Genomic DNA, 11,701 nt, shown 5'->3' on the forward strand with positions numbered 1-11,701 from the left:
TATACTCAGTAGATCACAAATCCTCTCAAAAGCAAGTATGTCCATCAGGAAAGGGGTAGGGTCAGGCTAACCAATAATAAAGTAACAGCCATGACTGCCTACCCACCTTCAGTATCCTCCAGCCCAGCCCTAACCGATGAGGTCACGTTGACTGCCGCCCTAGACTGGGTCTCGGCCCAGATTCCCCTGGAGACTCAAGGGGTTTACAGCCCGCAGACGTTTTATCACGTTTTGCTGTGGGCGGCGAGTCGGCAGGACACGGTCGAACATGCGTGTGAGGTGTTAACGGGCGTGCCCAGTAGTAATGATGTGCGCTACCATCTCAACCAATTGGAGGACATGGCCCAGTTAGAGACCCAGGCGAATGAGGCGCTACAGGGTCGACTGCCGGAGGGCATCGGCAATCATCGTCACCGCCTAGCGATTGATTTACATCTGATTCCCTACTATGGCGTGCCCAACCAGCAGGAGATGCCGTACATCTATCGGTCTCAAGCTAAAGCGGGCACGACCACCTTTTTTGCCTATGCGACGGTCTATGTCATTGGCCGCCATCAGCGAGTCACCCTAGCTCTCCATGCGATCCCCCGTGGGGAGACGATGGTGGCGACTCTAACAATCCTATTGGCTCGATTGACGACCTTGCGGGTGAAGATCAAACGACTCTATCTCGACCGAGGGTTTTACAGTGTGCCGGTGATTCGCTGGTTACAGGCGCTGCACATCCCCTTTCTGATGCCCGCTATCATTCGCGGCAAACGGGGGGGAACCCGCGCCCTCTGCCACGGTCGCCACAGTTATCGAACTCAGTATACGCTCAAGAGTCCGGAGTATGGGTCGGTGGTGTGTCAGATGGCGGTGGTGTGTCGCTATCACAAAGGACGTCGTCATCGGCATGGGATTCAATACCTGCTGTTTGTGGTGTATCGGGTGGAGGTTGCCCTGGCTCACTTACCCTCCCACTACCGCAACCGTTTCGGCATTGAAACCAGTTACCGCCTGAAAAATCTCGGCCGAATTCGCACCACCACCAAGCATCCGGTTGTGCGCTTTTTCTATGTAGCCTTGGCCTTTATTCTGGTGAATTTGTGGATTGGGTTGCTGTGGGCTTATGTCAGCCAGTCGCAACGTGGGGGGCGACGAGTCTATCGAGCCCTCTTTCCATTGAAAACCATGCTGGAGTTCCTCTCTCATGCAATTGAGCGACGCTTTCCTCTCATCCAGGCGGTTTTTCTACCAAACTCTACTTAAAGTTTGTGATCTACTGATACTCTGAACCTCTTGATTTTCCGTTAAGAATGGATGTTAGAACCCTCAAAAATCAAACGAGTAGTTGCTTAAAGTCGCAAATATTCAGGAGAAAGGGCAAACTTTGAAATCCCTACTCTGAGGGAGTTTTAGGCGAAACCGTAGGTTTCTGTCCAAATGCCCCCGCTGGTTCTACTAGCAAAGCTCCAACGCTTGAAAACTCACCAAATATCTTTGCTGCGACAGAGATTTGCTAGTGCACCTTCTGAATGAGATGATCTCTTTTCTAACCAAATTTGTGCAGACCAAAGCTTGCATTGTTCTGCACAATATAGTATGAGTGTTCCATGAAAAAGGGCAGCTCGATACATTTCTCTGACTCTTGATCTAGCCTGATGGAGTCTGGCTTCAACAAGATCTCAGGAACCCTTTACCTCAACATTAAGCATTTACTACAGCCTATGCAAAAAATAATCGCCGGATACATTCGCGTATCTACTCAGGGTCAAGCTTCTGAATCTGAGTCGCTCGCTCGACAACGAGAACTCGTCAAACACTATGGTGCAGGCCCAATCTATGAAGATATTGAGTCTGCTAGTAAGAAAAACTCTAGGACTGAATTAGACAAGCTACTTGAACAGGTTCAAGCAGGTAACGTTCATACGATTGTCACGCCACGTTTAGACCGACTCATTCGTTCCCAACGACATCTCTACCATATCCTCGACATCATTGAAGAGGCTCAAGCTGAGTTAAAAATCTTAGATTTTCCGCTACTAGATTTGAGTTCAGTGTCTGGGCAAGTTCTGCTCAGTGTCATGGGCATTATTGCCGAGATGGAAACGAAGAATTTGGCCAACCGGGTCAAGAGCGAAAAACGACAGCGCCGCAGCAAGCAATATGCCAATGACATTGCGCCATTAGGATACACCGTTGAAAAACATAAATATCGGCTCGATCACTCTCGTTTCTTATGTCTGCTAGCGGATAAACCCAATGTAGATAGCTTAGATATGGCAGCTCTGGATATAAGTGACCCGAATCCAGAGAATGCCCCAGTTCCCGGATACACCATGTATGAATTACTCCGGGAAGTAATTCAGCTATTTCTTGAGTTGAAAAGCCCTCGTGGCGCAATCCACAAGTTTTTTCAGAAATATGGCATTGAACGAAAAAAGGGCCGGAGAAGCGGAGCTGTTAAAGTTTTATCCTGGACGCCTGATGGCTTTGTTCAGTGGCTATCTAATCCTGTTTTACAAGGTCATACTGTTTATTTTGGCGGCGGAGATAAAACACCAGGGACACAGGAGCCACAACAGAACCGGATTGAACCATCGGACGGAAAGAATGGAGATGAAGAAAAGCTTGATACTCCACAGTTTCTAGAGAACACTCATCCGGATCAAGTTTTACTCTCCTCTGATGAAGCCGCTCAAGTTTTTGAAGCACTCAAAATCTCTAGACGGATTGGCAACAAAGGGCTCAACAAGAATCTTAACGATGGCTCTGTTTATCAGCCCTATGCTTATCTCAATGGCCTGGTTTATTGCAATGAATGCCATGCCCGATGTACACCCAAAACTAGTCACAACAGCAAGTATCAGTATTTTGGTTGCCGATTCGCGGGTGCAGGGTGCTCAAATCACGGTAACGCGAAAAAGAGTGACATAGAGAAGCATCTCGTTCAGGAGCTCGTACTCACCTCTAACAAAATGCAGCAAGAGGCGATGGATCAACGAAAAGACCATGACAATCTCGTACTCCTTGTCTTAAATCTCAATGGCGCATCTGAGTCAGAAATCACGGATTTCGTCAAAACCACTAACCCTCAGTATCGATACTGGCAGAATCCTCAAGGTCGATATGTGAAGTCTAAGCTGGAAGAACTCAAAGCAAGTCGGGCAGCACTGGACAACATTGCGACGCACCATCACATCGAAGAAGCCAAAGCAAAACTGGATCGCGATATTGCGGAAGAAGAACAGCGTGAGAACAGCTACATCCATAAAGATGCAGCAGAATTGATCTTTAGGGGCGACAATCTCTCTTTTTGGACGACCTTATCGAGTGATGAGAAGGTGACCATCTACTCCAAGGTCATCGATAAAATATTCATACAGGACGGTCAGGTTGCTCAGATCAATCTGAAGTCTCAAACGTCCCCTTCATTGGAGTCGCCATGTACAACGAGTACACCACTTTCAACCAGCACTGTCTGCGCGTCTCTTTAGCAAGGCAAGAGTGGCTGATTCGTTGGAAAATGATTAAACCCCAAATATTACAATGTCCCAATTGCAGCTCAACATCAATTAGTCTCCTTTCCTCTCACACAAACTTGAAGACTCATCGATGCAAAGAATGCAAGTTTGATTTTTCGTTAAATGATGTTTCAGGATGCTACTGTACTATCCCAGGGTGTTTACCAAAGTGCCATGACTGTAAGCACTACCAAGCTATGGAATCCTACATTGAAAAACGACTTCCAGCGCTACGTCAGTTAAGTGATACGGAAATCGTGTCTCTTTATAATCCAGTCAATTATAGATCTCGGGACATGGAGCGCTATCCAATTGAACAAGCAATAGAGCTAGATATGAGTCAGTGGCCAGAAAACTTGGATTCGGACTGGAGGCAAACAAACTTGTTTGATGTTCTCGACATTGATAAACAGTAAAGTTTAGATCGCATGTGCAGCTGTAAAACACTTTAGGAACTCATCGAAGCTGTTTTAAGAGGCTGAGTTTTTCCAAGCTGTGTGGAATATCAAATGTCAAGCTTTTGGCGTGACGCGACAGCTAGATAGGCGAATCCGTCAGTTGAACCGTTGCCGATGAATAACGGAATGAATAAGCGATCATAGCTGTCGTGACAGCTATGATCGCTGACCAAATGAGGATTAAGCCTGAGATGAAGCGTGAGCGGAGCGCGTCGCGGCCGACCGTTTGCGATAGCTATCGGCCTGCATTTCAACAATCAGAGCATGATGAACCAGCCGGTCGACAGCGGCAACGGTCATCATGGTGTCGGCAAAGACAGCGTCCCACTGACTGAAGGGCTGGTTCGCGGTAATGAGCAGACTACGCCGCTCATAGCGATGAGCAATCAACTCAAAAAGGACAGAAGTTTCGGCTTCTGACTTTTTGACATAGCCGAGATCATCAATCACCAGCAAGTCAAAGCGGTCGAGTTTCTTGAGCAAAGCGGGCAGTTGCAGTTGTAATTTAGCCTGCTGCAACTGCTGAACCAAGGTGGTGGCGACAAAGAACTTAGCCCGCTTGCCCAGTTCCACAATGGCGCGAGCGATCGCAGTTGCTAGATGGGTTTTACCCACGCCAGAGGGGCCAAAGATCAAACAGTTTTCGGCTCGCTCCAACCAGCGGGTGTCGGTGGTCAGTTGCATCAAAGGAGCCGGATTGAGCTGGGGGAGATGGCGCCACTCAAAGTTGGAAACCGTTTTGGCCGGGGGCAGTTGGGCCTCTTGCAGGGCGCGTTGGAGGCGCAGGCTCCAGCGCCGCTCCACCTCCAATTCGCACAGTGCCAGCAAGAATTGAGCGTAAGACCACTGGTCTTGCATGGCTTGATGTTCGAGGCTTTCCCAATGCTGGAGCATGTGAGAAAGCCGCAGTTGTTTGAGGTGCAGACTCAGGCTCTGGTAAGGACTGATCGGTGGGGTCGGCTCGGAGGAGTTGGTCATAATCTTTGAGGTTATGTTGTTGCACCTGGATGTTCGGCAGGACGGACTCGCTCAGGAGTTGAAAGTGTTGACGCAGCGCGCTCAGCGTTACTGTGCCCGAGGCTAATTGCGCGTCTAGATACTGAGCCACTGCCGCTTCTCGGTTTTGCGTAGCCGCAATGTAGAGTGCTTCAACCATTAACCGAGCGGCAGAATCGCGGTCAAAAGACGTCTCCAGTTGGTGCCATAGAGAGCGATAGTGGTCATTGGGCAATAAGTCGTGCTGCCACGTGCAGTAGAGGAAGGCGCGGGGTTTGCGCCTGAGACCTTCGATAACATGGCGATAGTTGACGCACCGGGCGCGCCGTTTATCGTTGGCCGTCACGCGCACCCGTGGCAGTTCCACCACCAACTGGCGCTCCAGGTAGCCACAGATGCGGTCATGATACAGATGCAGTTCGAGCTGACGACCAATTAACCGGGAGGGCACGGTGTAGAGGATGCAGCGCACGTCAATGGTGCTGCGCGTGCTCACGCGGGCGGTGAGGACTTCATAATCAGCCACCCGATGATTGGGCAGGGGCTGTAAATGCTTCTGCTCTTCGGCAAACTTCGCCTGGTGCTGCTGATTGAGCTTGTCAACCGAAGCTGCGATGAACGCTTGATAGGCGGCCACACTCTCAAAGTCAGTACTACCCCGCACATACAACGCTTGGGTGATGCGGTTTTTCAGATGGCCATGGGGAGACTCAATCGCGCCATTTTCGTGAGCAATCCCTTTGTTATTGCGCGTCGGTTCTAGACGGTAGTGGTGGCACAGGTCATCATATAGGCGAGTCAACGGTTTGCGACCTGTGCCACCGGTATTGCGATAGGCGGCGCTCAGGCTATCGGTGCGATGCTCTTTGGGAGCTCCACCACTGGCACATAAGGCATTCTGCAATCCTTCAGATAGGGCGATAAAGCTCTCACCCCCTTGAATCACTTGCGCATAGCGCCAACCACTGTAGGCTAAGCGGTAGTGGTAGAGCAGATGCTCAAACGGTTGACCGTTAATCGTAATCTCAGAGCTGAGTTCTAAAGAGAATCTAAAGCGGAGCGATGTGAAAGCATTCTGTTTTTATCGTAGAGACGTTGCGTTCTGCCGTTTACGATGAGTCGTCTGCCAGAGGTTGCTAATCCCACACGCCAGCTTTACGCCAGTGACATGAGCGATGCCGAATGGATAGTGATTGAGCCGAAGCTACCGGCTCCGAAGGGCTTTGGGCATCCTCGCGAGGTCGATTTACGGGACATTCTCAACGCGATTTTCTATGTCCAACGCACGGGCTGTCAGTGGGAAATGCTCCCCCATGACTTCCCGCCGCATCAAACGGTCTACAAATATTTCCGCAAATGGCAGCGCAAAGGGATTTGGCCGGCAATTCACGATGAGTTGCGCGGCGAGTTGCGGCAAGAGATGGGGCGAGAGGTGGATTCCAGCATCGCGATCGCGGACTCGCAGTCGGTCAAAACGACGGAAAAAAGGGGGCGGTCTATGGTTTTGATGGTGGCAAGACGGTTAAAGGCCGTAAGCGCCATATCGTAGTCGATTCCCAAGGATTCGTGGTGGGCGTTTTAGTGACTGAAGCGAATGCTTCGGAACGATTAGGGGCCGTTGTGGTACTGCATGAAGCGCGTGAACGCTTATCCCGTTTAGAGGTCGTCTATGTTGATCAAGGTTACTCGGGGCCTAATTTTGCTCGGGCCGTACGTCAGGTCTGTGGAGAGGCCGTACGGGTTGAGGTCATCAAGCGCTCGGATAAGACGTTTGAAGTCTTGCCCAAACGCTGGATAGTAGAACGCACCTTTGGTTGGTTGAACCGATATCGGCGGTTGAGCAAAGACTACGAGGTGTACACCGATAGCAGTGAAGCCATGATTTATGGGGCGTTGATTCGACTCATGCTACGGCGTAAAGCAGCTTAAGGTTTGTTTTAGAAATCAGCTCTCAACGCCTTTGAGTTCGGTGAAGTCGGAGATGCCCATCACCCCAGGCTCGTGGCGTAGTTCAAACATCACTTCCGGTGCTTCACCATACAATGCTTTCCACGTCTTCACTCGCCGTTGCAGGGTGCGCAGCACTTGCGGATATTGACCCGGATAGCGCTCTTGCAAGTACTCGAACAACGTCATCGGCTTCAGTCTCGGCTCGCGCCGCAACATCGGTTCCAACTCGTCTTCCCATACCCCAGCTAACGGGTCGGCGCTCGTGCGCCAATCCCGCAAGCGACCTCGATTGGGTTGATGCGTCCCTGCTTCAATTCGTTGACCGGTTCGGTCTGAAAAGTCGGCAATCGCAGCTGCATCACTCTGCGTTAGGCCGAGCTCTCGCGCTTTCTTATACACTTTGATTTGATAACTTTGAATAGTTTGTTTGGGCACTGGTGGCTTCCCCACATTCTTGGGAGATGCCTCTAGTGTCTTTTTCTATGACGACAACTGGAACAGGTGATAAAAAATGGTGCTCTCTACCCGGCTGTGTAACTGTCGTCGGCAGGTCTCACCCGCCTATGTCATTGTCGTCTAATAGTGGAAGGATCAATCTGATTGAGAATAGGTCTAAAGTGGCGATAAGCAAAAGCTTCAGCCCGGTTTAAGTGACTGACTCGTACCGGTACCCAGTCAACTGTCCAGTCTGCACCGTAAGTTTGATAGAGCTTTGGGTAGATATGATGGCTAATCCAACGTTGCTTTAGGTTAGTTGCCTTACCGACGTAAACAACCTGACCTTGATGCCAAACTCGATAGATGGCACTGATTTCAGGCAGAGAATGAGGGAGGGCATCAGACTTAATCATCGTTCTCAGCTGCTTGATCCATAGCTACCCGTTCAGGAGTAAAGGTAAACGTTCCAATCTCTGCCGCTGTAAATTCTTGTTCTTTAGCGGCTTGATCTTCCAGGTCGGTGAGACGGATACCAAGCCAATCTCCATCCTGCTGTAAGTTCTTCAGCACATGTTCCCAGGTCTTACGCTTCCGAAAGTCCCGACCCTTTGCCAATGTTTGATATTTTCGCTTCAGTTCCGCCGTAGTAGCCACACCCGCGATCGCATAGCACTCTTGCTTGATAGCGACCAACTTCATAGCCTTGATGCCAGTCTGTTTATTTTTCTGGGTTGTTCTCTTAGCCACCGAACAACTCCTTCTCAAGTGCATCAAGCTTAGCTTTTGAGTTAGCGCTATAGATGTCCTTGACTCGGTTATAGATCTCTGGGTCAGCAGCTTTGACAATCTCTAAGACCATTTCTCGCTGCCGTCGATAGCGCTCGTTCCATGACTTATACATGGTTTGAGACTTCTTTAAAGTTCTCGTTGCGTCATGAATGGCTTGAAGGTCAATCCCTGAACCTATGCCTAAAAGATTTGCGATCGCACGGGTAAAATTAGCAAAAGGAGTGCTGGCATTCCCTAACAGCAAATTCGTGTTCTCAGAACGGAAGGCTGCAATGATCACATCTGCCGCGCCCTGTGTCAAAGCCTTATTTTCAGCCGGGGTTACATTCCCATATTGCGCTCTGTGCTGCTCTAGCAACTCTTCATAGTTGGTTGCTCTGTGACGCAGATAGTTAAATGTCTGCCGTGCATTATAGTCATCAGGAACATCAGCCAACAGTTCTGGCTTCACTAGCTTTACTGAAGCTCGCAATTGTTGGGCAACGTTTGGCTCATTCATGACTCAGGGAAAAGGTTCTGCAATCACTATTTTTAATATGCGCCACACTCACCAAAATCTAACGATTTTGAAGGCGCTTCATTGAATTAATATTCAGAATAAATCTGCATTCACCGGATTTTTGAAATAATCGCCTTGATTAAGATCGTTTGTTCTATTTAATCAGTGGACTAAACCAGCCAGATCAAAAGAAGTGGCACAACGGCTGAAACCCCTGATTTCTCGTTCTGATTTAGTGGCTATTTAGAAAAATCAGTCCATTTTTAGTCCAGACGTTTTGCTGGTATTGCTCAAAGCCTTGTTTTACAAGGATGGATCACCTGCTTCGAGACGCAATTAATCAAGGACTCGCTGTGCCAGTTGATATTTGACAATTTGAGTATTTATCTATCTGAAAAACTGGGTACCCAAATATTTAAATATTTTGATAGCTACATATTTAGATATGCAGTGTGCTGAAAAGCTGGGTACAGGATAAGGTATTCCTGAATCAAGGAGTGACTATGCCTGTAATCAGCCTAGCCTCGTATAAAGGGGGAGTCAGCAAAACGACATCAGCAATCCATCTGGCAACATTGCTCGATGGCGACAACCTTCTGATTGATAGCGACCCTAACCGCTCAGCATCAACATGGGCCAAGCCTGGTTTGCTGCCTTTTCAAGTGTGCGGTGATATGGAGGCTGCAAGGGTACTGCGATCGCAACATTTCGATTGGATCGTCATCGATACACCAGCCCGCCCCAATGACGCTGAAGTTGAAGAACTGGCTAGGGGCTGCGATTTGCTGATTATTCCCACCACACCGGATACTTTGGGCCTCGATGCAATGGCTATGCTGACAAAAGCTTTGCCATCTAATGCGAACTGGCGAGTATTGCTAACGATGGTTCCACCCAGACCGCAAAAGGACGGAGAACAGGCAATGGAACTGCTAAAGGAAAATGGTTTTCCAGTCTTCAGCCGGGGCATCCGGTTCTATAAGGCATACAAAGAAGCAGCAGCGGCAGGCACACCAGTTAATGAAGTGAGAGGAGGGGGAATACCGTGGCGGGACTGGACAAGCCTAAAAAAGGAAATTCTAAAAGCGGTCAAGACCGAGTAACTAGGTTCACGGATATTCTGAGTGCTGCAAAGCCGGATACACAACCTGCTGAAAGTTCAAATATTCTAAAAGCTGGGTACCCAGATATTCAGCCTACAGACAAGCCGATTGCCAAGCGGAATGATCCAAAATACATGCAGTGTTCATTCCGTATCCCTAAAAAGCTCAGCAAAGAGATTGACCGTGTGTTGCTTGATCTAGATGACGCGGAAATCCAGTGCGATCGCAGTGACTTCTTAGAGGAGATTGCCGCTGCATTTATGCGAGTGGCACGGGAGAAAGGATCTGCTGAAGCATGGCAGCAGTTTAAATCTTTGGGTACCCAGGTAGACGAGTAGATAGATACTCATGTAACTTAATTCTTCTCACGCCAAGGTTTGAAGCGATTAGACTTACACCCATAAAATGATGATCGCTTTGCTTTCTTTCCTCACTTATGACACAAGGCAATTTATTTGATGTCGTTACCCTGCCAGAATTGGAGTCCAAGCTCTGGGAAGCAGCCAATATCTTGCGGGGTAGTCCCGTTGATCGCACGGATTGGAAAAGCTACATTTTGCCACTCCTGTTCTTTAAACGGATCTGTGACGTGTGGGACGAAGAGCGAGATCGCATGATTGCGGAATACGGTGAGGCATTTGATGATGAGCACCGATTCCAAATTCCAGAGGGCAGTCACTGGCGAGATGTAAGGGAAGCGGCGAGTAATGTGGGCACCGCGATTCAAAATGCCATGCAGAACATTGCGATCGCAAATCAGGAACACCTCTATGGAGTGTTTGGTGATGCTCAGTGGACAAATAAAGAGCGACTGCCCGATGCCCTACTGAAGGATTTGATCGAGCATTTCTCGTCATTCAAGCTGGGGAATGAGCGGGTCGCTAGCGATGTGATGGGCGACGCTTACGAGTACCTGATCAAGAACTTTGCCGACGCTACCAAGAATAAAGCGGGGGAGTTCTACACCCCGCGTAGCATCGTAAACCTCATGGTCGATATTCTGGCTCCGGAGGAAGGCGAGACGGTCTACGATCCAGCTTGCGGCACCGGCGGCATGTTGCTGGCAGCCGTGGAACGGATTCGCAAGCGGGGCGGTGACCCACGCACATTCTTTGGCAAGCTATATGGTCAGGAGAAGAACCTGACGACGGCATCGGCAGCACGGATGAACTTGCTAATGCACGGGGTTGAGGACTTCACCATTGAGCGGGGCAATACCCTGCGATCGCCTGTCTTCACCAATCCCGGTGGAGGACTGGCCACCTTTAATGTGGTGATTGCTAATCCACCTTTTTCTTTAGAGCGATGGGGTCGAGAGATTTGGTAGTCTGATCCTTGGGGGCGAGCTTTTGCTGGGCTGCCATCAGATAAGAGCGGTGACTTTGCCTGGGTGCAACACATGGTTACCTCGATGGCCAAGCCTCACGGACGCATGGCAGTGGTGCTGCCTCAAGGGGCGCTGTTCCGAGGTGGAGTGGAAGGCAAAATCCGGCAGCATTTGCTGGAGCTTGACGTGATTGAGTCAGTAATTGGTTTAGCTCCAAACTTGTTTTACGGTACAGGGTTGGCAGCCTGTATTCTGGTGTTGCGTCAGCGAAAACCTAGCGAGCGCGCTGGAAAGGTGTTGATTATCGATGCATCTAGCCTGTTCCGTAAGGGACGCGCCCAAAACTATCTGGAGCCAGAGCACTCAGCGACCATTCTCCAGTGGTATCAGAACTTTACCGATGTGGAAGACCACGCTAAGGTGGTGACCCTAAGCGAGATTGAGAAGGAAGGCGGTACGCTGAACATTTCCCGCTACGTGTTGCCGCCCATCGGGCAAGATATTCCGCCGCTGCCGGAAGCGATCGCAGATTTCAAAGCAGCACTGGAGCGCTGCCGGGAGGCAGAAGAGCAATTGCAAAAGGTGATGGTGGAAGGAGGCTGGTTGAATGAGTAAAACGACAATTTCCCAGACAG

10 protein-coding genes and 4 pseudogenes are annotated in these 11,701 nt (G+C 49.6%); 7 read left to right on the forward strand and 7 right to left on the reverse strand.

Translation table 11 applies throughout. The features are described from left to right. Positions 1-90: 90 nt before the first annotated feature. The 3 genes from AC286M_RS35280 (at position 91) to AC286M_RS35290 (ending at position 3,922) form a co-directional block, all read left to right on the forward strand. Entirely contained in the window at positions 91-1,251 is a 1,161-nt protein-coding gene (locus tag AC286M_RS35280) for a transposase (RefSeq protein ID WP_488207701.1), read from the forward strand. A gap of 392 nt (positions 1,252-1,643) precedes the next feature. After that, positions 1,644-3,479 (forward strand): recombinase family protein, encoded by a 1,836-nt coding sequence (locus AC286M_RS35285; protein WP_488208916.1) that lies wholly within the window; start codon positions 1,644-1,646, stop codon positions 3,477-3,479. Between the two features lie 224 nt (positions 3,480-3,703). Continuing rightward, positions 3,704-3,922 (forward strand): hypothetical protein, encoded by a 219-nt coding sequence (locus AC286M_RS35290; protein ID WP_488208917.1) that lies wholly within the window; start codon positions 3,704-3,706, stop codon positions 3,920-3,922. A 222-nt stretch (positions 3,923-4,144) separates the two neighbouring features. Here the strand turns inward: AC286M_RS35290 and istB are convergent, their stop codons facing one another. The 3 genes and pseudogenes from istB to AC286M_RS35305 all read right to left on the reverse strand — a co-directional run. Further along, positions 4,145-4,942, reverse strand: a complete 798-nt coding sequence (gene istB / locus AC286M_RS35295; RefSeq protein ID WP_488208918.1) for an IS21-like element helper ATPase IstB — start codon at positions 4,940-4,942, stop codon at positions 4,145-4,147. Between the two features lie 379 nt (positions 4,943-5,321). Continuing rightward, positions 5,322-5,624, reverse strand: a pseudogene (locus tag AC286M_RS35300) (Mu transposase domain-containing protein); the annotation flags it as partial. Positions 5,625-5,786: 162 nt separating this feature from the next. Beyond that, positions 5,787-5,987, reverse strand: a pseudogene (locus tag AC286M_RS35305) (IS21-like element ISAcma26 family transposase); the annotation flags it as partial. Positions 5,988-6,074: 87 nt separating this feature from the next. Here AC286M_RS35305 and AC286M_RS35310 point away from each other — a divergent pair. Beyond that, a protein-coding gene (locus tag AC286M_RS35310) for an IS5 family transposase (protein WP_488208919.1) occupies positions 6,075-6,889 on the forward strand; the annotation gives its coding sequence in 2 pieces (ribosomal slippage) (positions 6,075-6,452 and positions 6,455-6,889; 813 coding nt in all). A gap of 24 nt (positions 6,890-6,913) precedes the next feature. Here AC286M_RS35310 and AC286M_RS35315 read toward each other — a convergent pair. The 4 genes and pseudogenes from AC286M_RS35315 to AC286M_RS35330 form a co-directional block, all read right to left on the reverse strand. Continuing rightward, a pseudogene (locus tag AC286M_RS35315) lies at positions 6,914-7,345 on the reverse strand (IS21 family transposase); the annotation flags it as partial. 131 nt (positions 7,346-7,476) lie between these two features. Beyond that, a complete protein-coding gene (locus AC286M_RS35320) occupies positions 7,477-7,761 on the reverse strand; it encodes a GIY-YIG nuclease family protein (protein WP_488208920.1) in 285 nt (94 codons plus the stop codon). Beyond that, positions 7,754-8,047, reverse strand: coding sequence for a hypothetical protein (locus tag AC286M_RS35325; RefSeq protein ID WP_488208921.1), 294 nt, complete (start codon positions 8,045-8,047; stop codon positions 7,754-7,756). The genes AC286M_RS35320 and AC286M_RS35325 overlap by 8 nt, the downstream gene beginning before the upstream one ends. A gap of 40 nt (positions 8,048-8,087) precedes the next feature. Beyond that, positions 8,088-8,588 (reverse strand): hypothetical protein, encoded by a 501-nt coding sequence (locus tag AC286M_RS35330; protein WP_488208922.1) that lies wholly within the window; start codon positions 8,586-8,588, stop codon positions 8,088-8,090. 551 nt (positions 8,589-9,139) lie between these two features. On the opposite strand from AC286M_RS35330, the gene AC286M_RS35335 reads away from it, so the two are divergent. From AC286M_RS35335 to AC286M_RS35345, 3 genes and pseudogenes are all read left to right on the forward strand, one after another. Beyond that, on the forward strand, positions 9,140-9,739 hold the full coding sequence (locus AC286M_RS35335; protein ID WP_488208923.1) for a ParA family protein: 600 nt from the start codon (positions 9,140-9,142) through the stop codon (positions 9,737-9,739). A 185-nt stretch (positions 9,740-9,924) separates the two neighbouring features. After that, positions 9,925-10,077 (forward strand): hypothetical protein, encoded by a 153-nt coding sequence (locus tag AC286M_RS35340; RefSeq protein ID WP_488208924.1) that lies wholly within the window; start codon positions 9,925-9,927, stop codon positions 10,075-10,077. A 98-nt stretch (positions 10,078-10,175) separates the two neighbouring features. Next, a pseudogene (locus AC286M_RS35345) lies at positions 10,176-11,681 on the forward strand (type I restriction-modification system subunit M). Positions 11,682-11,701 lie beyond the last annotated feature (20 nt).

The organism is Thainema salinarum CENA647 (assembly GCF_057732415.1).

Coding starts and splice junctions, on each gene's coding strand:
- istB (WP_488208918.1), bottom strand. CDS start 4,942: ATGACCAACTCCTCCGAGCCGACCCCACCGATCAGTCCTTACCAGAGC.
- AC286M_RS35280 (WP_488207701.1), top strand. CDS start 91: ATGACTGCCTACCCACCTTCAGTATCCTCCAGCCCAGCCCTAACCGAT.
- AC286M_RS35335 (WP_488208923.1), top strand. CDS start 9,140: ATGCCTGTAATCAGCCTAGCCTCGTATAAAGGGGGAGTCAGCAAAACG.
- AC286M_RS35290 (WP_488208917.1), top strand. CDS start 3,704: ATGGAATCCTACATTGAAAAACGACTTCCAGCGCTACGTCAGTTAAGT.
- AC286M_RS35320 (WP_488208920.1), bottom strand. CDS start 7,761: ATGATTAAGTCTGATGCCCTCCCTCATTCTCTGCCTGAAATCAGTGCC.
- AC286M_RS35285 (WP_488208916.1), top strand. CDS start 1,644: ATGGAGTCTGGCTTCAACAAGATCTCAGGAACCCTTTACCTCAACATT.
- AC286M_RS35325 (WP_488208921.1), bottom strand. CDS start 8,047: ATGAAGTTGGTCGCTATCAAGCAAGAGTGCTATGCGATCGCGGGTGTG.